Source organism: Microbacterium saccharophilum, from assembly GCF_007992455.1.
Taxonomy (GTDB): domain Bacteria; phylum Actinomycetota; class Actinomycetes; order Actinomycetales; family Microbacteriaceae; genus Microbacterium; species Microbacterium saccharophilum.
Genome location: NZ_BKAH01000017.1, coordinates 1 through 19,729, shown reverse-complemented (window position 1 = coordinate 19,729; position 19,729 = coordinate 1). Strand labels below are relative to the sequence as shown.

At 70.5% G+C, this 19,729-nt stretch carries 26 protein-coding genes; 6 read left to right on the top strand and 20 right to left on the bottom strand.

Features of this window, described 5'->3' with window-relative positions:
• Positions 1-24: 24 nt before the first annotated feature.
• Together MSA03_RS13045 and MSA03_RS14695 are read right to left on the bottom strand one after the other, a co-directional pair.
• Entirely contained in the window at positions 25-357 is a 333-nt protein-coding gene (locus MSA03_RS13045; RefSeq protein WP_147051334.1) for a TadE family type IV pilus minor pilin, read from the bottom strand.
• Positions 354-560 (bottom strand): DUF4244 domain-containing protein, encoded by a 207-nt coding sequence (locus MSA03_RS14695; RefSeq protein ID WP_371863108.1) that lies wholly within the window; start codon positions 558-560, stop codon positions 354-356. Before MSA03_RS14695 ends, MSA03_RS13045 begins: the two co-directional genes overlap by 4 nt.
• A 39-nt stretch (positions 561-599) precedes the next feature.
• On the opposite strand from MSA03_RS14695, the gene MSA03_RS14400 reads away from it, so the two are divergent.
• Entirely contained in the window at positions 600-1,202 is a 603-nt protein-coding gene (locus tag MSA03_RS14400) for a hypothetical protein (RefSeq protein WP_170245507.1), read from the top strand.
• Positions 1,203-1,251: 49 nt separating this feature from the next.
• A complete protein-coding gene (locus MSA03_RS13035) occupies positions 1,252-1,599 on the top strand; it encodes a hypothetical protein (protein WP_147051333.1) in 348 nt (115 codons plus the stop codon).
• 14 nt (positions 1,600-1,613) lie between these two features.
• Here the strand turns inward: MSA03_RS13035 and MSA03_RS13030 are convergent, their stop codons facing one another.
• The 11 genes from MSA03_RS13030 to MSA03_RS14390 all read right to left on the bottom strand — a co-directional run bounded on the left by MSA03_RS13030 (position 1,614) and on the right by MSA03_RS14390 (position 6,685).
• Positions 1,614-1,961 carry a hypothetical protein gene (locus MSA03_RS13030; RefSeq protein WP_147051332.1) on the bottom strand — a complete coding sequence of 116 codons (348 nt, stop codon included), beginning with the start codon at positions 1,959-1,961 and terminating at the stop codon, positions 1,614-1,616.
• 246 nt (positions 1,962-2,207) lie between these two features.
• Positions 2,208-2,750, bottom strand: a complete 543-nt coding sequence (locus MSA03_RS13025) for a hypothetical protein (RefSeq protein WP_147051331.1) — start codon at positions 2,748-2,750, stop codon at positions 2,208-2,210.
• The gene (locus MSA03_RS14640; protein ID WP_261798694.1) at positions 2,747-2,869 is read right to left on the bottom strand and encodes a hypothetical protein; all 123 of its coding nucleotides are present in this window, start codon (positions 2,867-2,869) and stop codon (positions 2,747-2,749) included. The genes MSA03_RS13025 and MSA03_RS14640 overlap by 4 nt, the downstream gene beginning before the upstream one ends.
• Positions 2,866-3,129 (bottom strand): hypothetical protein, encoded by a 264-nt coding sequence (locus MSA03_RS13020; RefSeq protein WP_147051330.1) that lies wholly within the window; start codon positions 3,127-3,129, stop codon positions 2,866-2,868. Before MSA03_RS13020 ends, MSA03_RS14640 begins: the two co-directional genes overlap by 4 nt.
• Positions 3,126-3,368 (bottom strand): hypothetical protein, encoded by a 243-nt coding sequence (locus MSA03_RS13015; RefSeq protein ID WP_147051329.1) that lies wholly within the window; start codon positions 3,366-3,368, stop codon positions 3,126-3,128. Before MSA03_RS13015 ends, MSA03_RS13020 begins: the two co-directional genes overlap by 4 nt.
• Positions 3,365-3,652 carry a hypothetical protein gene (locus MSA03_RS13010; RefSeq protein ID WP_147051328.1) on the bottom strand — a complete coding sequence of 96 codons (288 nt, stop codon included), beginning with the start codon at positions 3,650-3,652 and terminating at the stop codon, positions 3,365-3,367. Before MSA03_RS13010 ends, MSA03_RS13015 begins: the two co-directional genes overlap by 4 nt.
• The gene (locus MSA03_RS14395; RefSeq protein ID WP_170245511.1) at positions 3,649-3,816 is read right to left on the bottom strand and encodes a hypothetical protein; all 168 of its coding nucleotides are present in this window, start codon (positions 3,814-3,816) and stop codon (positions 3,649-3,651) included. The genes MSA03_RS13010 and MSA03_RS14395 overlap by 4 nt, the downstream gene beginning before the upstream one ends.
• Positions 3,813-4,670: a hypothetical protein gene (locus MSA03_RS13005; RefSeq protein WP_147051327.1), complete on the bottom strand. Its 858-nt coding sequence runs from the start codon at positions 4,668-4,670 to the stop codon at positions 3,813-3,815. The genes MSA03_RS14395 and MSA03_RS13005 overlap by 4 nt, the downstream gene beginning before the upstream one ends.
• Before the next feature lie 19 nt (positions 4,671-4,689).
• Positions 4,690-6,084, bottom strand: a complete 1,395-nt coding sequence (locus MSA03_RS13000; protein ID WP_147051326.1) for an AAA family ATPase — start codon at positions 6,082-6,084, stop codon at positions 4,690-4,692.
• The gene (locus tag MSA03_RS12995) at positions 6,081-6,548 is read right to left on the bottom strand and encodes a hypothetical protein (protein ID WP_147051325.1); all 468 of its coding nucleotides are present in this window, start codon (positions 6,546-6,548) and stop codon (positions 6,081-6,083) included. The genes MSA03_RS13000 and MSA03_RS12995 overlap by 4 nt, the downstream gene beginning before the upstream one ends.
• Positions 6,545-6,685, bottom strand: a complete 141-nt coding sequence (locus MSA03_RS14390; protein WP_170245509.1) for a hypothetical protein — start codon at positions 6,683-6,685, stop codon at positions 6,545-6,547. Before MSA03_RS14390 ends, MSA03_RS12995 begins: the two co-directional genes overlap by 4 nt.
• 633 nt (positions 6,686-7,318) lie before the next feature.
• Between MSA03_RS14390 and MSA03_RS14385 the strand changes: the two genes are divergently transcribed.
• The gene (locus MSA03_RS14385; RefSeq protein WP_170245508.1) at positions 7,319-7,486 is read left to right on the top strand and encodes a hypothetical protein; all 168 of its coding nucleotides are present in this window, start codon (positions 7,319-7,321) and stop codon (positions 7,484-7,486) included.
• Here the strand turns inward: MSA03_RS14385 and MSA03_RS12990 are convergent.
• The 4 genes from MSA03_RS12990 to MSA03_RS12975 are packed head-to-tail and all read right to left on the bottom strand — an operon-like array spanning position 7,483 to position 11,188.
• Complete coding sequence (locus MSA03_RS12990; protein WP_147051324.1) at positions 7,483-8,955, bottom strand: recombinase family protein; 1,473 nt, start codon at positions 8,953-8,955, stop codon at positions 7,483-7,485. The two genes, MSA03_RS14385 and MSA03_RS12990, sit on opposite strands and share 4 nt — an antisense overlap.
• Positions 8,956-8,958: 3 nt before the next feature.
• Positions 8,959-9,180, bottom strand: a complete 222-nt coding sequence (locus MSA03_RS14580; RefSeq protein WP_147051323.1) for a hypothetical protein — start codon at positions 9,178-9,180, stop codon at positions 8,959-8,961.
• Positions 9,181-9,236: 56 nt separating this feature from the next.
• A complete protein-coding gene (locus tag MSA03_RS12980; RefSeq protein WP_147051322.1) occupies positions 9,237-10,139 on the bottom strand; it encodes a type II secretion system F family protein in 903 nt (300 codons plus the stop codon).
• Positions 10,136-11,188 (bottom strand): TadA family conjugal transfer-associated ATPase, encoded by a 1,053-nt coding sequence (locus tag MSA03_RS12975; protein ID WP_147051321.1) that lies wholly within the window; start codon positions 11,186-11,188, stop codon positions 10,136-10,138. The genes MSA03_RS12980 and MSA03_RS12975 overlap by 4 nt, the downstream gene beginning before the upstream one ends.
• Before the next feature lie 443 nt (positions 11,189-11,631).
• Here MSA03_RS12975 and acs point away from each other — a divergent pair, with 443 nt between their 5' ends.
• A complete protein-coding gene (gene acs, locus MSA03_RS12970; protein WP_147051320.1) occupies positions 11,632-13,602 on the top strand; it encodes an acetate--CoA ligase in 1,971 nt (656 codons plus the stop codon).
• Between the two features lie 15 nt (positions 13,603-13,617).
• Here the strand turns inward: acs and MSA03_RS12965 are convergent, their stop codons facing one another.
• Positions 13,618-14,235 (bottom strand): TetR family transcriptional regulator, encoded by a 618-nt coding sequence (locus tag MSA03_RS12965; RefSeq protein WP_147051319.1) that lies wholly within the window; start codon positions 14,233-14,235, stop codon positions 13,618-13,620.
• A 113-nt stretch (positions 14,236-14,348) separates the two neighbouring features.
• Between MSA03_RS12965 and MSA03_RS14495 the strand changes: the two genes are divergently transcribed.
• Positions 14,349-16,274 carry a hypothetical protein gene (locus MSA03_RS14495; RefSeq protein ID WP_218028823.1) on the top strand — a complete coding sequence of 642 codons (1,926 nt, stop codon included), beginning with the start codon at positions 14,349-14,351 and terminating at the stop codon, positions 16,272-16,274.
• 55 nt (positions 16,275-16,329) lie between these two features.
• On the opposite strand, the gene MSA03_RS12955 is transcribed toward MSA03_RS14495, so the two are convergent.
• Both MSA03_RS12955 and sp36 read right to left on the bottom strand, forming a co-directional pair.
• Positions 16,330-16,797, bottom strand: a complete 468-nt coding sequence (locus MSA03_RS12955; RefSeq protein ID WP_147051318.1) for a RidA family protein — start codon at positions 16,795-16,797, stop codon at positions 16,330-16,332.
• Complete coding sequence (sp36, locus tag MSA03_RS12950; RefSeq protein WP_028494940.1) at positions 16,797-17,015, bottom strand: Sp36 family protein; 219 nt, start codon at positions 17,013-17,015, stop codon at positions 16,797-16,799. The genes MSA03_RS12955 and sp36 overlap by 1 nt, the downstream gene beginning before the upstream one ends.
• Positions 17,016-17,091: 76 nt before the next feature.
• Between sp36 and MSA03_RS12945 the strand changes: the two genes are divergently transcribed.
• Positions 17,092-19,671: a transglycosylase domain-containing protein gene (locus tag MSA03_RS12945; RefSeq protein ID WP_147051317.1), complete on the top strand. Its 2,580-nt coding sequence runs from the start codon at positions 17,092-17,094 to the stop codon at positions 19,669-19,671.
• The last annotated feature ends 58 nt before the right edge of the window (positions 19,672-19,729 follow it).

Sequence of the window (19,729 nt, the reverse complement as noted above, 5' to 3'; positions counted from 1 at the left end):
GGTCCGCCGCTCATCGTCCGCCGCTCATCGTCCGCCGCTCAGGGCGCAGGAGGAGGCGCGCAGCGGAGGCAGCGGGAGTGCGACCGCGGGCGGCGCGGTGGCTGTCGCGCAGACGAGGTCACCGTCGTCCCGGACGCTGACCGTCCCGCCGAGCGCGGCCGCCGCGGCCCGGACGCGGGCGCCGTCCTCGCCGCGCGCCGCCAGCCGGGCCGCCTGCGCGACGGCCTGCTCGAGACGCACCTGCCGGGCCGCCCCCGTGAGAGTCGCGGCGCAGAGCAGCATCACCAGCACGACGGCGGGGACGACGACGGCGAACTCCGCCGTCACCGACCCGCGCTCGTCGCTGCGCGTGATCATGCGACCGTGAGCGCGCGGCGGACGAGGTCGGTCAGGATGCCGCGCACCTCATCGCTGCGCATGATGATCACAAGGAGGCCGGCGAACGCGACGGCGGCCACTGTTGAGGAAATAAAGCGGATTAGGAGCCGAGGCCGAAGAGCTCGCGCTCGCCCCCCATCGCGGCGCCCAGGTGACGAGCTGGGCGGCCGCGGCGCTACGATGAGAGAGCCCCCCGAAAGGCCGCAACTTAGGGGTGCCCAGTGCCGAGGAATACCGACCGCGAAGTCGTCGCCGCGAAAGTGGCGATCGAAGAAGAGTGGGCCTACGACCGTCGCGTCGAACGGCTGTCCTGGCGACAGATGCGCGATCGCTCCGCGCTCCCGATCGAAGAGGGCGGCCTCGGCTATCTGCTCGGCATCGCGACGCTCCAGGCGCGCGCCGGCGCCTACTTCGAACAGATCCGGGGAACGCTGCGCGTCGGGGTCGACGAGCGACGGGCGCGGCAGGAGGGCGAGATCGACGAACTCATCCGGCTCGCGATCGGCGACATCAGGGCCGCCCGCGCTGCCGGCGATGTGAAGGCCTCCGCCGACGCCGAGCTCCGGCTGCTGCGCTACCAGGAACGCGAAGCGAAGATCTTCGGCACGGACGCTCCGACGAAGATCGAGGCGACGGTCGACGTCGTCGACGACCGCTCCGTCACGGCGGAGCTCAACTCGTCCCTGCTGAGTCTCGGCGGCGGTGTCCTGCCCGTCGTGTCCGACGATGGCTTCTTCTGGGTTGACACTCGCACGTCGCAGGCGCTCATCGACGAGTTGCCGACGGAGATCCGGGAGCGCGTGAAGCGTCTCGGCTCGCATTAGGCGGCCTCGCCTCTGCGCCATTGTCCGGAAGCGCCCCTAGCCTGAGCGCATGTACGAGATCATCACTGAGATTTGGTCCGAAGACGGCGGCACGGACGTGCTCTTCGCGAGCCATTACACCCACAACGCGACAGTCGTGCCGAGCCCGAAGGACCCCATCGTCTTCCGCACGCCGTCGGCCGGCGGGCCGCACGCATCGCGGCTGAACGTCACCGGCGTGTCGACGCTCTCGAGCCTGGACGGCTTTCTCGTCGTCATCTGTCACCCGTCCCTTCTGGGAGACGCCGAGGCGACGCGCGCGCTGCGCAAAGAGTTGCTCGCGCTGCAGTGGGACTTCGTGATGCCGGAGCCGCCCCTGCCGCCCCTAGCAGACGCTGACGACTTCGACGAGGACTGACCAGCGACGCCGCGCTACGCGATCAGGCGGAACGTCGGCGAGATCGTGCGACCGCCGCACGTCGCGCACTCGAGCGCAGCCCAGCGCTTCTTCGTGCGCCGCCTAAGGCGATCCCAGAGCGTGGGCGGAAGCGGTTCGCCGAGTCGCGTCCAGTAGGCGGCGTGTGCGACGCACAAGAAGCTCACGCACCCGCACGGACTGCTAGTCGCCGTCCAGGACGCCCTCTCGCGGTCGCACGGGCCGGCGTCATCGTCTCGGAGGATGCCCGCGCCGTAGTCGCACGGCGGGATCTCGTCGGAGTGCTCTTCGAGGTATTCCCACGCATCGCCGAAGGCGTCGCTCGTCGTCTCGTCATCGCTCACTGTCTGGATGCCCCTTCGCTCTCGCGCGCGCCCTCCGCGCTGCCGCTGACTTCGTGTTCTGTTGCCTGCGAACGTCGCGACGCCGATCCTCGCTCGCGATGACCTCGGCGCCCGTCCAGCGACGATGCTCCGCCGCGGCCTTCCGCGCCTCCCCGTACTCGTGGAAGGGGCCGAGGACGAGCCCGCATGTGCACGCCACGAGCGAGCCCGTATCGGGCGAGTAGTCGATAGTCGCGGCGTGAACGGTCATCGGAGGAAGAGGATCGAGCCGTCGACGCTCGCGCGGCCGAGCGTGAACGCCTGAGGGAACGAGACGCGGGCGCGGACCGAGATCGTCGCTCCGGCCACGAGCCCCGTGAGGATAGCCGTGTTCGGGGCGGCGGCGAAGCCGTACTGCTGCCCGGCGACGTCGTTCCATGTGGTGTATGCGCTGGACGACGTGATCGTGCACGCGACGATCAGCCCCCCGGTCACGCCGGCGGCGGCGTTGGAGCGGAGCGAAGCGACTGCCGTCGCCTGTACGATCGCGCGACTGTACCCGTCAGGTACGACAGTGTTCGCGATCGCGAAGTCGCTCGCCGTCGGCAGGATTGCCGCCGGCTGTTCGTAGTTGCGCACCATCACCGGCAAGACGGCCGCGTCGATGGCCGTCTCGAGCTTCGCGACCGTTCGGAAGGCCTGAGTGCCGGACGGGGACTCGAGAAGGTCGAGGCGACGGCCTATCTCCCGGATCTCTTCGTACATGCGCCGGAGATCGTCGACCGGCGAGCGCGGGTCGAGGACGCTCACGCCGCACACTCCGTCGCCAGGACGAGCGACCCGTGGAGGCTCACGAGTGCCGCCTCCAGTCGCTCGAGCGCGGCTAGAAGGTCCGCGGCGGTCGGTTCCGCCTCGACGACGGCGTTCACGAGTCACCCCGACGGGATGCGCCGCGCGTGATTCGTGCGGCTTGTCTCCGGGATGCCGACGAGCCGCGCTCGTTCCGTTCTCCGTCGTCGCCCCACGCCGGCTCGCGATCGTCGTCGCGGTTGTCGTCGGGCTCGTCCGTGCGACCGCGGCCGGTCACGTAGGCGGCCTGTCGCTCGCTCGTGCTGCGCGACGCCTCACGGCGTGCGAGCTCTGCCTCCAGGGCTTCCTTGCGGGCTTCGAGTGCTTCTCGCGTGGTCATTTCGATCGTGCTCCTTCGATAGGTGTTGCGGGGGTCATTTGGCCGCGAGCCGTCAGCGCGGCGACGGCTGCGGCGCGGTTCGGGGCGAGGATCTGCACGTCGCCCCCGTATGCGGCGAAGCATTCCTGGCAGAGGATGCCGCCGCTCGGGAGGATGCCGTGATCGTGGCCGGCCGGGATCTCGACGTCGCGGCACCCGGAACAGTAGAACGGCGGCCAGGCCTTCGGGTTCGTGTTCACGAGCGCGCCTCCCGTTCGGCGAGGCGACGCATCCGCCGCGCGCAGACGGCGACGTGCACGACGTCGCTCGGCCAGTCCTCGCGTCGGGGGACCGCCTGTTCGGCGAGGCGCATCCGAAGCCGCCCAACCTCGATCAGGATCGCGAGCAGGGGCGCCGTCGTCTCCTGGCCCCGCTCGAGGGCTTCCAGGGCCTGCTCCGTGATCTCGTCGAGCAGCGCGGCGGGCTCGCGCATCGTCTTGGTATCGACGTCGCCGAAGTCCCGGTCGATTCGATCGCCGTTCACGAGGTGGCCTTTGGGGGGTTCAGGTAGTCAAACGCGAGGCCGAGGTTGTCGTACTCTTCGCGAAGCGCGGCGAGGCGCAACTCCGTCACGATGATCTCGTCTGCCACCGTCGCCGAACGCGCCCCGATGACACGACGGGCGTATTCGAGCCCTTCGCCGCTCACGACTCGTCCTCGTCGTCTTCGTCCTCGTCGTCGAAGATCAGGTGATCGAGGTCGTCGTCTTCGTCGTCCGAGTCGTCGAGGTCGGCGAGATCGCGGCGCGACACCTTGACGCGCACGGCCGGCGACGCCTCCGCCTCGGGCGCTGTCCACTCGCCGCCCTCGGCCGTGCGGACCTTCGGGCCGAACTCGTCGTGCGGCTGATCGTGCTCGGGCTGCGGTTCGACGGAAGCGGGGACGCCGGTCGTCTTCGCGCGTGCGGCGAGCTCGGCGGATGCCTCGGCGATGGTCGCTCGCACGCCCTCGAGGGCGGCGTCGATCGAGAAGATATGCGAGCCGCGCTCCCAGGCGAGCGAGTAGCGACCGCGCCCGTCTTCGAGGCCCTGGAGCATGTTCAGTACTCCGGTGTCTTCCTGCAACCCCTTCGCGACCGCTTCGAGCGACCGGAGGGCGGTCGTGAGCTTGAGGATGAGCTTCTTCCCGGATGCTCGCGACGCCTGCGCCCACGCCTCGGACTCCACGTTCACAGCGTCGAAGAGAATCCGAGCGCGCATATCGCGGGCGGCGCGGAGCGCGTTGTAGTCGGCGCGCGCCTGCTTGGCTTCGGCCTTGAGACGGTCGACCGGAGAATCGCCGTCGGCGTAGTCGCCCGTCGCGGCGTAGGACGCCGCCCGCCGGTGATCCTCGGAGGCGACCGCGTTGTTGTGGGCGGCCTCCGCCTCGTCGAGGCGAATCGCGCCGGCGGCGAGGTCGGCGTCGATCTGGACGAGTCCGGCGATCGCCGCCTCGACCTTCGGCGGGGTGCGTCCTGCGTCGGGGAGGTTGATCGTCTGTCCTGCTGCGAAGAAGCTGCGCATTTCGGTCGTTATCCTTTCGTTACTTTTTGGTGTCGGGGTCGATCGCGAACGTTGCGCGCTCGGGCGCGAGTTCGAGGTAGGTACTCCGGCCGCGGACGCTGCCCACGAGCCGGCCAGACGAAATGAGATCGCCGATGTACGTCTGCGCCGTGCTCGGGCCGCCCGCGACGCCCCACTCGACGAGGTTCCGCACGTACTCGGAGCGGGTGACGCCTGTCGTCGCGTAGGCACGGGAGAAGTGCGCGAGGGCCTCTTCGATCCGGGCGGCCTGCATCCCGCTCGGCTGCCCTTCGCCGGGGCCGATCGGCTCGAGGACGAGCGTTTCATGCTCGGGGACGCGCTTCGCGCGGAGACGGATGATCTCGCCGCCCTCGCCGTCCTTCTGCTTCACGGCCGAGAGGGTGAGCATCCCCGCCTCGCCTTCGAGCTTGAGCATCGTGTCGACGTTGCCTTCGAGCGCGCTCGCGCCGCGATAGTCGCCGGATTTTCCGGCGTGATGTACGAGGGCGACCGTCGTCTCGCCGTCGCCGGCGCGCTTGATCCGTTCGGCGGCATTCGTGACTCGCGTCATGGCCGTGTTGTCGTTCTCTTCGGCGCCGCCCGCGACCTTGACGAGCGTGTCGAAGATCACGAAGCGGAAGCCGCGATCGGCGACGAGGGCGACGATCTCGTCGACCTCCCCGTCACTCGTGAGGTTCACGGGCGCGGGGTAGATGAAGAGATCCGCGATCGGCTTCCCGCGGTTCAGAAGCCACGCGAGGGCCGCGACGCGCTTCTGGATGCCTGCGACGCCCTCGGCGGCGACGTAGAGCACGGACCCCTGTTCGACGGCCCTGCCGGCCCACGGACGGCCGAGCGCGATGCACGCGGCCCACCAGAGCGCCAGGAACGTCTTGAACGTCGCCGGCGGCGCGTAGAGCATGGCGACGGTATCGACGTTGAGCACGCCCTCGATCAGCGGGCGAAGCGGCGGACGGGCGGCGAGCGCGGCGTAGTCCAGAAGGCCGTCGGCGATCATGGGGCGTTGGCTGCCCTCTTCCTCGTCGAGCTCGCGCTTCGCGATCCGGCGCTTCCGCTGCGTCGCCTTCTCCGCCTCGACCTCGGCGCGCTCGTGCGCGGCATCCCAGTCGACGAGATAGCGGCGGCGAGGGACCTTCCTGCCCTTGCCGTAGGCCTTCGCGGCCTTCTTCTCGAGGGACTTCCGCTCGTCCGGCGTGAGGCGCGGGGCGGAGTCGAAGAGGAACTCGAGCGCCTGCGCCTTCGTGTAGAGGTTGAGAGGCACGCTCGCGCCCATCTCGCGCGCGGCCGTCGGGATCTCCGCGGCGTCGTGCTTGACGAGTTCGCCGAGCCGAGCGACGTCGGCGTAGATGCTCTCGCGGCTCCCCGCGACGAGTTCGACTCCGTCGAGGTTCACGCGCGGGCCTCGCGGCGCATGACCTCGACCAGGGCCGTCTCGTGCTCCGTGATGAGGCGGGCGTGCTCGGCGGCTCGGTTGAGTTCGGCGGAGCGCTGCGCGGTGAGGCGGGCGATCTCCTGCTCGTGATAGGCGATCAGGGTGTCATCGTCCGTCGGAAGGTCGCTCGTCTTCGTGCTGCCTGCGGCCTCGATGATCGCCTTCGTCTCGGCCTCGGCGAGACGGTGAGCGATGCGGCGCTTCTGCGTGCGGCCGGCGGTCGCGGGGTAGAGCCCCATCTCGCCGGCTCGATCCATCCAATAGGCCTCGACTTCGGGATCGTCGAACCGATCGGGCTTCGCGCCACGCTCGGCCTGCTTCGTCGGCGCGAGGCCCTGCGCAATGCGCTGCGCGCGATACGGGGCCCAGCGACGTTCGATCGCGGCCCGTCCCGACGCTGCGCGGTCGAAGGGTTCGCCGGTCATCGTGACGCCGCCGGCTTGAGCAGGAGGGTGAGACGGGCGCGGGCCGCATCCGTGAGCGGCGGCGCCGAACGGGCGATGCTCGCAGCGACGTCTTCGCGTCGAGTGGCGACGATTCCGCCGGCCGTGTTGTCAGTCATTCCCACTGTCCCTTCGAGATCGGTTCTCGGGGGTAGGGGCTGACAACTCCTAGGTACAACCTATACACGTCGGGCGGCAAACTCCAGTCATAGGTTGCGCATTCTGCGAGTGTTATCTACTTGTGATTAGGCATTAGGTGAGACGTTCTCGGCCAATGGGTGAGAAGTGCTCACGTTTGGCGCCTCGCGCTGCGGAGCTCGTATCCCCTTATCCCGTCTCTCGAGTCGGTTTAGTGGTGCGCGTCTGAGCGTCCCGTCTCGATCCCGGGCCCCTATAAGGGGGGCCCGTCCGGGAGAGACGATCGGGACAATCGAGACGATCGGGACGAAGTGTTCAAGAACCGCGGAAAGACGGGGAATTATCGACGTGTCGCCGGATCGAGACAATCGGGACAGACGTATCGGCGAAGAGTTCGTCCAGATCGTCGATCAAGACGACTCGCTCACCTAGCCGCCTATCTTTCGTGCGCACAACCCATAAGGCGGGGCCGTGACGTGACTAACCCGCGCTCGTCGCCAGTCCTACTAAACGCCCTGCGGGGACCGGATTACTAAACGCCGGGGTGCGCCGAGATAGCAACGGTGCCCGCTGTCGCTATTAGGGCGTACCCGAGAGAGTTATAGGCTCGGCGCGTGAGCTTCGACAACGAGCTAGGCGCGCAACCGCGCTGCCCGACGTGCGGCGTCGTGATGCGCGACGAGCCGGGCGCTACCATGTGCCCGTCGTGCGGCCGGCGCGAAGCGCACGACGACGTCGTCATGCCGCCGAGCTTCGACGGGCCGGCGATCCGCGGCGGCTAGTGCCAGTCGAAGCGGACGGTCCGCGCTAGCGCCTCGTCGCTCATGCGTCGCCGGTTGCCCTGCCCGACGGAGAAGACGACGACAGTCGCTAGCGCCTCGAGGATCGCGCGCCGCTTGCCGAGCGTGAGCCCGTGCCACGCTGCCGCGACGTCGTCGCTCGTGACAACCTCGGCGAGGGCCGTCGTGTCGACGCCGGCGCGCAGCTTCTCGTCGAGCTCGGCGATCCGGGCGTTCGCGCGACGAGTGAGGCGCACTCGCTCGGCCCGGTCGATCAGGCCGTCCATCTCGTCGTCGCCTGCCTGCCGCACGGCCGTCTCGAGGCGCCGCCGCTCCGCGCGTAGCTCGTCAACGTCGTGCCGCTCGCGGTCGTCCAGGAGGTCGACGGCATCCGGTCGCGAGAGACGGGCGATCACGACGCGCTCGACGAAGTCGTCGAGGGGGACGCCGCGCCGCATGAAGTGCGCCATGCTCGCGCATCGGTAGGAGTGGATGCCGGCCTCGCCGCCGCCCGCTCGGATCGGCTTGCCGCATCCCTCCGTGCCGCAGACGGCGAGCCCGCTCAGAAGCCACTTCCGCGAGGGCCCCGGCGACGTCTTGCGCTCAGGATGCTCCAGACGGGCCTTCGCCTCTTCCCACGTCTCGACGCTCACGATCGGCTCCCAGCGGCCCGGCACGCACGTCTCACGCGAGATCTCGCGCTGATCGTACGGCCGCTGCTCGCCGTCCTGCGAGGGGAGCGGTAGAAGGCCCGCGTAGTACGGGGACATGAGGATGCGCCGAAGCGTCGTCGGCGTGAACGGCACGCCCTCTGGATGCCGCTTCGTGCCGATCGTCCGCTTGCCGGCGGCGTTGAGGTCACGCGCGATCGAGCCGAGCGGCACGCCGGCCAGGAAGGCGTCGTAGATCGCGAGCACGTCGCCCGCCCGCCCGCCGTCGTAGACGTACGCGTGTCCGTCTCCGTCGCGCTCTGCCGTCGGAACCCAGCGATAGCCATAGGGGACGCGGCCCGACGTCGGGATGCCGCTGAGTCGCCGGTCGGCGTTCGCGAAGACGCGGCGCTCGGCCTTGATCTCGGACTCGGCGCGCGAGACGGACGTGAGCACGTTCGCGACGAGGCGGCCCGACGGCGACGCGAGATCCAGGGCGCCGTCCGTCGTGACCGTGTTCACGCGCGCCGCCGTGAGCGCCTCGAGGGCTGACAGGGACCGGCCGAGGCGGTCGAGCTTCCGAACGATCAGGACGTCGAAGCGGCCGGCGCGCGCGTCGTCGAGAAGGCGGGCGAAGCCGGTCCCCTCGCCGCGGGCCTTGTAGCCGCTGACATTGTCGTCGACGTACTCCGCGACGACGTCGTACTCTCGCGACTCGGCGAGCGCCCTGCAGGCCGCGATCTGTCGCTTGATTCCCTCGGGCTCGGCGACGGACTGCCGCGCGTAGATCGCTGCGCGGGGTGCGGGCTTCTTCGGAGTCATGCGCTAAGTCTGCCCTAATACGTCAACAGTCGCCATCGTCGCGATGGCGTACTCCGCCGTCGCGGCGCCGGTCTCGTCGCCGTACAGCGCCGCGGCGCGGCGCGACGTGAGGTGCGGCAGGGGCGGCGCGGAGGGTGCGGAGCGCTCCGCGGCTCCCCGGCGGAGCGCACGGCGGCCGAAGGCGTGGCGGAGCGGGGTCTCGTGGGTGCGGGTCTTGCGGGTCATGGTGGGGCTCCTTCTCTGTGCGTTCTCGCGGTGCGTTGGGATGGGGTGGGCACGGTCTAGAGGGTCAGCGGCGTCGCGGTCAGGACGGAGAGGAGCATCGGCGCGACACCGAGCAGGAGGAATGCCGGAAGGGTGCAGACGCCGAGGGGCAGCAGGAGCCTGCTCCCCAGCCGGGCGGCGCGCAGGCGGCCGTCCGTGCGGATGCGATGACGCTCGGACGCCGCGGCCGCGCGGAGAAGCTCGACCGCGGGCGCGCCGGCGCTCTGCGAGAGCACCAGGACGTCGGCCGTGCCGGGGGTCGGCGCGCCGCCGCCCGCCTCCTCGACGACCTGGAGTGCGCGTTCGATGGAGACCCCGCCGGACAGCGCGATGGCGACGACTTCCGCGTCCAGGCCCGCGATCGACGGGTCCGGCTGCGCACGGGCGACCAGACGCGCCGACCAGCGGTGCGCGCCTACCATGAGCGCCACCCCGGCGACGAGGCACGCGATGCCGATCGGGTTGGTCACCGTGGCGACGACATCGAATCCCAGCAGCAGCGCGAGCGCGACGGCGACCAGCGGAAGCCACGCGATCAGCCGCGCGGTCGCGGCCGGCTCGGCGAGCGCGACGGCGACGTCGTCGCGGGATTCCTGCGCCTCGCGGAGCGCGTCGGCCAGGCCGCGGAGGCTCTGCGCGAGGGGCGCCCCGACGGTCAGCGCCACGCGCCATGCGATGGCGGCCTGCCGCCACGCACCGCCCAATCCGGCGACGGCATCCGCGAGAGCCGCCCCACGATCGGCGGCGTCGCAGACGCGTCGCGCGTCGACGTCGCCCGAGTCGGCGAGGTGCCGCCAGGCCCGCCCCGGCGCCACGCCGGCCTGCAGCAGCACGGCCAGGCGGTGCAGCGTCTCGGCGACGGCCGCGGCGCCCTCACCCCCGGCATCGGCCCGCCCGCGACGTCCCGGCGCCGCCCTCATGGATCGGCCACCACGATCTCCAGGCGCCCGCCGGGGGCGACGGGGCGGGCGATTCCGGTCACACGGCGGATGCCGTCCGCTCCGCGTTCGACGTGGACGATGGCGCCGATCGCGCTGACCACCTGGCGGGCGACGGCGTGGTCGTCCATCCCGGCGAGGGAGCCCAGCGCCTCCAGGCGCGCCGGCACGTCGTGGAGCGCGCCGGCATGGACCGTCCCCGCACCGCCGTCATGCCCCGTATTGAGGGCGGTCAGCAGTTCACGCACCTCTTCCCCGCGGCATTCGCCCACGACGAGGCGATCGGGCCGCATCCGCAGCGCCTCGCGCACGAGGCGGCTGAGCGGCACGCCACCCGCCCCTTCCAGGTTCGCCTGCCGCGCCTCCAGGCGCACGTGATGCGGATGCGCGATCCGGAGTTCCGCGACGTCCTCGATCGTCACGATCCGTTCGCGGTGCGGCACGAGCCCGAGGAGGCAGGCGAGCAGGGTCGTCTTCCCCGCTCCCGTGGCGCCGGTGACGAGGATGTTGGCACGGCCGGCGACGAGTCCTTCGAGGCGCGCGCCGACCGTGGCGTCGAACATCCCGGCCCGTCCGAGATCGTCCAAGCGCGGGGTGCCGGTCGCGGGGAGCCGGATCGAGATCGCCGTGCCGACGCACGACACGGGCGGCAGGACGGCGTGCACGCGGGCGCCGTGCTCCCAGCGCACGTCGACGCAGGGTGACGCGTCGTCGAGATGCCGGCCGCCGATCCCGATGAGCGAGACGGCGAGCGCACGGACCTCGGCGTCCGCGGCACGCCATCCCGCGACCCGCTCGGCGCCCGCACCGCGGTCGACGAAGAGACCGTCGGAGCCGTTGATGAAGACGTCCGTCACGGCCGGATCGGTCAGGTACGGCAGCAGCGGCTCCAGCACGGGATGATCCGGCACGCGCCGCCGCTCGTCGACCGTCACCACCCCCGCGCTCCGGCCCGCGCGCGCGGCCGCGCCCTCCTCGTGCGCGGGCGTGGGCGCACTCACGCGCGGGCGGACGACGAACGGCACGGGCATGCCCCGACGCTAGGTCGACGGCATCCGCCGCGTGTGCTCCGCAGGCTCATCGGGGGCAGGTCCCCCGTCGAGGGCGCCTGGGGAGGAAGCGCGGTGCACCGCCGGGAGCGCGGAGCATCGCCGCAGAAAGAGAGAGGGCGGCATCCCATTGGGGGGAATGGGATGCCGCCACATGCACGCGCCCGTTATGGGGGTATCGGGACGCTGCATCGCCAGAATCAATGTTCGGCCGACCCGATCTTACGGAACGAACCTGGGAGGACAAATCCGCACCGCCGCCGGGAACCGATATATCTCTCCCGCCCGGGAATTCCGCGGCCGTCGCGCCACCCACTATCGGCGGTAGTGAGCGATCTGCACCGCCGTTTAGATTGTCCGGAATCGTCGCGGCACCCGTGCCGCCTCCCGCACCGCCGCGGGCCCGTCGCAAAGGAGCGCGCCAGATGAGCAGCCAGATCGATCACCTGCTGAATGAGACCCGCCGGTTCTCCCCGCCCGAGGAGTTCGCCGCGCAGGCGAACGCGACCGCGGAGCTGTACGACCAGGCCCGCGCCGACCGGGAGGGCTTCTGGGCGGAGCAGGCCCGCGCACTGCACTGGCACACGCCGTTCACGCAGGTTCTCGACTGGTCCAACCCGCCGTTCGCGCAGTGGTTCGCCGACGGCGAGCTGAACGTCGCGTACAACTGCCTCGACCGGCACGTCGAGGCCGGCAACGGCGACCGCGTCGCACTCCTCTGGGAGGGCGAGCCGGACGGCGACTCCCGCGCCGTCACGTACGCCGAGCTCACCGAGGAGGTCAAGCGCCTCGCGAACGTCCTCCTCGGCCTGGGCGTCGAGCCCGGCGACCGGATCGCCATCTACATGCCGATGATCCCCGAAGCCATCGCCGCGATGCTCGCCTCCGCGCGGATCGGCGCGATCCACTCGGTCATCTTCGGCGGGTTCTCCGCCGACAGCCTGCGCTCCCGCATCGACGACGCCGGCGCGAAGATCGTCATCACCGCCGACGGCGGCTACCGCAAGGGGCGGGTGTCGCCGTTGAAGCCCGCCGTGGACATGGCGCTCGCGGACCGCAACGGCTCGGGCCCGCAGGAGAGCGTGGAGCACGTGCTCGTCGTCAAGCGCACCGGGAACGAGGTGCCGTGGCGCGAGGACCGCGACCTGTGGTGGCACGACGTCGTGCCGCAGGCCTCCGCCGACCACGAGGCGCAGCCGTTCCCGGCGGAGAACCCGCTGTTCATCCTCTACACGTCCGGGACCACCGGGAAGCCGAAGGGCATCCTGCACACCTCGGGCGGCTACCTCACGCAGGCGGCCTTCACGAACCGCGTCGCGCACGACATCCACCCGGAGACGGACGTCTTCTGGTGCACGGCGGACATCGGGTGGGTCACCGGCCACACCTACGTGACGTACGGTCCGCTCGCCAACGGCGCGACGCAGGTGCTCTACGAGGGGACGCCGGACACCCCGCATCCGGGCCGCTGGTGGGAGATCATCGAGAAGTACGGCGTCACGATCCTCTATACGGCGCCCACCGCCATCCGCTCCTTCATGAAGCTCGGCCGCGCCATCCCGAAGCAGTTCGACCTGTCGTCGCTGCGGCTCCTCGGGTCGGTGGGCGAGCCCATCAACCCGGAAGCGTGGATGTGGTACCGCAAGATCATCGGCGGAAAGACCGCGCCCATCATCGACACCTGGTGGCAGACCGAGACCGGGGCCATGATGGTCTCCGCCCTTCCGGGCGTGACCGAGACGAAGCCCGGCAGCGCGCAGGTTCCGCTCCCCGGCATCTCCGTCGACGTGGTGGATGACGACGGCGTCCACGTGGGCAACGGCAACGGCGGCCTGCTCGTGATCAAGGAGCCGTGGCCCAGCATGCTGCGCGGCATCTGGGGCGACCCGGAGCGCTTCAAGGAGACGTACTGGGAGAAGTTCGAGAAGCAGGGCTTCTACTTCGCCGGCGACGGAGCCCGCCTCGACGACGACGGCGACGTCTGGTTCCTCGGCCGCGTCGACGACGTCATGAACGTCTCCGGCCACCGCCTCTCCACGACGGAGATCGAGTCGGCCCTCGTCGGCAACGACGCCGTGGCCGAGGCCGCCGTCGTCGGCGCATCGGACGAGACCACCGGGCAGGCCGTCGTCGCCTTCGTCATCATCAAGGAGAGCTACCTCCACGAGCACTCCCCCGAGGGCCTCGCGGGAACCCTCCGCGCGTGGGTCGGCGAGATGATCGGCCCGATCGCCCGCCCGCGGGATGTCTACATCGTCGGCGAGCTGCCGAAGACCCGCTCCGGGAAGATCATGCGCCGGCTGCTGCGCGACGTCGCGGAGGGCCGTGAGGTCGGCGACACGACGACCCTCGCCGATACGGCGGTCATGAGCGTCATCAGCGCGCAGGTGAAGTGACCCGGATGGCGGCGATCACTCCGCCGCGGCGCTGATCGCCGCCATCCGGCGCCGCGCGGTGCGGAACGTCTCGAGGTCGATGCGCACTTCCCCGTCGACCTCACGGGCGTCCCGCTGCACCTCGTCGCCGAGCGCGATCGCGAACGCGACGGTCAGACGCGCCTCCGCCGTGTGATCGGGGTCGGCCAGGCGGGCGTGCTCGGGATGCGCGTCGAGCCAGGCGGCGATGACCGCGATGAGGCGCTCGCGGCTCTCGTGACTCGCCCACGACACGGCGCTCGTGGTGCCCGGCTCCCGCGCGAACAGCGCGAACCGGCGCCGCGTGAGGTCGTCGTCGACCGCGCCCCGGACGGACTCCATCACGATGCGGGAGGCCGCCACGACGAGGTCATCGCAATGCCGGCCGAGGATGTCGTCGGTCAGCTGCGGGTCGTACTCCAGTGCCGCGCCGAAGATGGCCTGCTCGAGCGAGGAGAAGTAGTTGAAGAACGTGCTGCGCGAGACGAGCGCCGCCGCGCACACCCGATCGACCGTGACGGCGCCGACGCCCTCGTCGTAGGCGATGTCGACCGCCGCCTGCTCCATGGCACGGCGCGCGGCGCGTCTCTTGCGTTCTCGAAGGCCCTCGACCATGCCTACCCCCTGCGACGGATCCGTGTTTCACCCTACCCAGTCAATCCCTGGCTTGTGTACAAGTTTGCACTCCGTCCATACTTTGAGGGACCCGTTTCCCCCGAAAGGCACCGATGCCCCGCCTCCCCCGAAGCCCGCGTGCGCGCAGCGCGCACGTCCGTCTGCCCGCTCTCGCCGCCCGGATCCGCCTCCTGGGCGCGATGGCGACCGTCACCGGACTGACCGTCCTGGCCGTCCCGCTGCCCGCCCAGGCGATCGTCCCGACCAGTCACCCCGTCACCGTGTCCGTTCGCATCGACGACGGGACGGATGCCGCCGCGCTCGCCGGTGTGCAGATCAGCGTCCGCGCCCCCTACAGCGACGCCCCGGTCCTCGCAAGCGGCGTCACCGCCGCCGACGGCACCGTCTCGGTGGTCGTGGAAGGGGAGGAGACGTCTCACGTCGTCGACGCCACCTGGCCCGGAGCCGCCGGCGACCTCGGCGTCCCGGACGTGCGGACGGAGTTCCTCCTCGGAAGCGGCCGAACAGTCGACGTCACTTTCCAGGGGACGCACGGCTCGCTCTCGGGCCGGATCACCGCGACCGCCGACGGACAGTCGCTCGCCGATCTCCGCGGTGCCGCGCTCGTCATCACCAGCGGCGGAACCCCGGTGCAGAACATCCCGCTGAGCGCCGACGGCTCGTTCACCAGTGGTGCGCTGCCCACGAGCGCGTCCGCCGACTACGCCGTGTCGCTCACGCCGCCGTCCGGCCTCGTGCTGGCCGGCAGCCAGACCGAGCCCAACCCGCCTTTCGCGCTGCCGAGCGGCGCGAACGGTCCCGTCCTCGTCCAGCGCACGTTCTCGCTGCAGTCGACGGGCGGCGCACCGGCGCCGACACCGACTGCCGCGCCGACACCGACGCCGACGCCGACCGTGACGCCCACGCCCGCGCCGACGCCGACACCGACGCCGACGCCGACCGTGACGCCCACACCCGCGCCGACGCCGACACCGACCGCGACGCCGACCCCGACCGCGACCCCGACCCAGGACCCGGCCGGAACCGGGACGCGGGCGCAGGTTGCCGCCATCTACGCTCGCCTCTTCGGCGGCGCCTCGAACATCGGGGACACGCTCGGCGGCATCTCCGAGCAGCACCTCGGCTCACTCCTCGGCGCGGCAGCCGCGGGAGGGACACAGCCTTCCTTCGTCGCGAACCAGGCCAGCCAGGTCCTCGGTCTCGTCGTGCAGCCCACGCCGGCGCAGGCACAGCAGGCCAGGAGCCTCTTCGCGCCCGTCGTCTCGCTCCTTCCGGGCGTGTCGCTGAACTCCATCAACGTCGCCGCCCTCGACCTCGAGCAGGCACTCCTCGCGGTGCAGACCTCCCGCTCCTCGCTGCTGGAGGACCAGCTGGCCGCTCAGCTCCAGTCGGTGCAGCAGCGCAACGGGCAGATCGCGCCGCTCAACACGGCGCTGACCGCGGTCCGTGCGTATCTCGCATCGCCCTCGGCCACCACGCTCGCCACGGCGATCTCCGCGACGAAGACGGCCGGCGTCTCGCACGCCTTCCTGACCGCTGCGGCCGAGACACAGGCGCGCGAGGCGACGGCCCTCGCCGAGCTGCTGAAGCAGCAGATCGACACGCTCTCCAATGCCCAGCAGATGGACATGCTGCGTCTGCAGTCGCTCTCCAACAAGCGCAACGAAGCCTTCGACGTCATGACGAACTTCGTCAAGAAGATGCAGGACTCCCGGACCAGCATCATCGGCAACATGCGCTCGACCCCGGTCGCGATCGGCACGGTGGCGTGGAACAAGGGCACGATGTCCGGCGCCTTCAACCTGACCGGAGTGACGAACGGCCGCCACCACCTCATCCTGAACTTCGCCGATGCCGGTGTCACCCTCATCGCCGACGTGACGGTGCAGCGAGACGGGCTGGCGGCGACCGGCGGCCGCCCTGCCCCCGTACTCGGCGCCGGGATCGGTCTGCTGGTGCTCGGCGCCGTCTCGCTCGCCGGCGCGTCCGCGCTCCGACACCGCCGGGCGACGCCGTAACGACGACAGGGCGCCCCGGAGCCGATGCTCCGGGGCGCCCTGTCATGTTCGCCGGTCAGGCGTACGAGAAGACGACCTCGACCTCGACGGGGCTGTCCAAGGGCAGCACGGGGACGCCGACGGCCGACCGGGCGTGACGGCCGGCCTCGCCGAAGATCTCGCCGAGCACCTCGCTGGCGCCGTTGATGACGCCCGGCTGGCCGGTGAACTCGGGAACGGATGCCACGAACCCGGTCACCTTCACGACACCGGTCAGGCGGTCGACGCCGCCGACCACGGCAGCTGCGGCCGCGACGGCGTTCAGTGCGCTCTGGCGCGCATAGGACTGCGCGTCGGAGGCGGGGACGAGACCATGGCCGTCACCGACCTTGCCGGTGGCGGGGAGGGCCCCGGCGACCATGGGCAGCTGCCCCGACGTGTACACGAGATCGCCGTGCACCCGTGCCGGGACGTAGGCCGCGACCGGGGGGACGACCGGCGGAAGGTCGATGCCGAGGTCGGCGAGGCGCGTGGAGATGCTCATCACGCGTCCCCGAACTGCTGAGCGGCCTGCGCGGCGGCGCCGAGACCGGCGTTCGCGACGCCCTGGCCGCCGGACGGCCGCTTGAAGTACCCGACGAGCCCGCCCTCGGGACCCGGGACCACCTGCACCAGCTCCCAGCCCTGTTTGCCCCAGTTGTTGAGGATGGCGGCGGTGTTGTGGATGAGCAGCGGCGTGGTCATGTATTCCCACGTGGTCATTCGGACTCCCGGAAATCGGCGCGACGCGGGAGAGCCCCCGAGGCTTCCCCCAGGTATCTCCCTTACGATCAACCCTATGCCCCAGAAGAAACGGACGGCCAGCGGTGTGCTCGGCGGACTGCTCGGTCTCGTCGGCCTGAGCGCCGTGGCCGGCGTCCTCGTCACCGCAACGGTCACCCCCGCGATCGCCGTCTCCGGCTATGCGGCATCCAGCGCGATCACGGTGTTCGACAACATGCCGAGCTACCTCGAGATCGACAAGCTCATGCTGCCGACCCAGATCTACGCCGAGGGCCAGGACGGCAGCGACGTCCGCATCGCGGAGTTCTACGACCAGAACCGCATCCCCGCGACCTTCGACAAGGTCGCGCCGGTCATGTACGACGCGATGCTCTCCAGTGAGGACAAGAACTTCTACGCCCACGGCGGCGTCGACCTGGTCGGCACGCTGAGCGCGGTCGTCAACAACGCCGTCGGCGGCAACCAGCGCGGCGGATCCTCGATCACGCAGCAGTACGTCAAGAACGTCCTGCAGCAGAACTGCGAGCTGAGCGCGAAGAACCAGGAGGAAGTGCAGAACTGCTACCTCCAGACCACGGTCGCCGAAGGCGCCGAGGGGTACCAGCGCAAGCTGCAGGAGATGCGCTACGCCATCCAGCTCGAGAAGGAGTACTCGAAGGACGAGATCCTCATCGGGTATCTCAACATCGCGCACTTCGGCGGCGTCGTGTACGGCATCGGCGCCGCGGCACAGCACTATTTCGGCACGACCCCCGACCAGCTCACCATCGCACAGGCGGCGACGATCGCCGGCATGGTGCAGGAGCCGAACACCTATCGCATCGACCGGCCCGCCGGGTCGACCAACGACAGCGCCGGCAACCCGATCAACAGCGCGGAGGACGGCTACAAGCTGACCCTCGACCGCCGCAACTACGTGCTCTCCCGCATGCTCGAAGACGGCAAGATCACGCAGGAGGAGCACGACGCGGCCAAGGCGCTGCCCATCGAACCGAACATCACCCAGCGCACGCAAGGCTGCACGACCGCCACCGGCGCCGAGTTCTTCTGCGACTACGTGACCTCTGTCATCAAGAACGATGAGGCCTTCGGCCCCACCCCGGAGGACCGCGCGGCCGCCCTCCGCCGCGGCGGGCTCAGGATCTACACCACCCTCGACTACGAACTGCAGGCGACGGCCCGCGAGGCCATCGGCGTGGTCCCCGGCAGCGTCGGGTACATGGACCTCGGGGCCTCCGGCATCCAGCTCGAAGTCGGCACGGGCCGCGTCCTGTCGATGGTGCAGAACCGCCCCTACGACGCCTCCGGCGGCGACGGCGTCACCACGACCGCCGTCAACTACAACGTGCGGGAGAAGAACGGCGGCGGCGGCCACTCCGCCGGTTCGACGTACAAGGTGTTCAGCCTCATCAACTGGCTCGAGCAGGGCCACTCGGTCAACGAGATGGTGAACGGTCGCGTCGGCGCCAAGAAGGTGCAGACCTGCGACGGGCAGACGCAGACCGTCCAGGCGGACAACTCCGAGCAGGCGGGTCACGTCGGGAACTTCGAGAAGAGCAACGGCTACAACGGCACGGTCTACAACTTCACGAAGGACTCCCTCAACTCCGGCTTCCTGGCCATGGCGGAGAAGATCACGGTGTGCAGCACGAACCGGACCGCCATGAAGATGGGTGTCATGCTCGGTGACGGCGGGCCGCTGGACCAGACGAACTTCGCCTACAACGTCCTGGGCGACCAGGCCGTCGCGCCGATCGACATGGCTGCCGCGTACGCCGCCATCGCGGGCAAGGGCATCCTCTGCGCCCCGAAGGCGATCGACCGGGTGCTCGACGCGGACGGCGTCGACCAGCCCATCCCCGACACCAAGTGCGAGCGGGTCATGAGCGAGGCCGTCGCGGCCACCGCGGCCTACACGCTCCAGGGCGTCATGGACGGCACCGGTGTGGGCGCGAAGACCTACGACCGCACCCCCATCTTCGGCAAGACCGGTATCCACGAGTACGAGCACACCTGGATGGACGGCGCGTCCACGAAGGTCGCCACGGTCGTGTGGGTCGGAAACGTCATGGGCAAGAAGAAGCTCAACAACTACTACGAGAGCGGCTGGGTCCTCTCCCGCATCCGCAACGCCATCTGGCCGGTGATGCAGCGCGCCGCGAACGCCAGGTACGGCGGCGACGCCTTCCCCGAGCCGGATACCACGCTGACCAAGCGCAGCTTCGTCACCCTCCCGAGCGTCATCGGGATGTCGGTCGACGACGCCCGGCGGACGCTCGAGGGCGCGGGCTTCTCGGTCACGGTCGGCGACCCCGTCGACGGCGCCGAGTCGGCCGGGACCATCGTGCAGCAGGATCCGGGCGCCGGGCGCTCCGCGGCGGGCGCGAACGTCACGATCCGTCCGAGCAACGGGCAGGGCGTCGCGGTGCCAGCCGTGAACGGGACCCCGCAGGACGCCGCCCAGCAGCTGCGCGCCGTCGGGATCACCGACGTCGAGGCCGTGTGCACCGAGAAGGCGGGCGCGCCGAAGGACGGCCAGGTCACCGGCACCTCCCCGGCCGCCGGCACGATGATCAGCCGGGGCACGAAGGTCACCGTCGCGTACGAGGCCGACAAGTGCACCGGGCGCCCGTGACGGCCGCGCCCAGCCGTCGCGGCGCCGGCCCCGCGAGCCCCTGGCTCGTCGGGGCCGG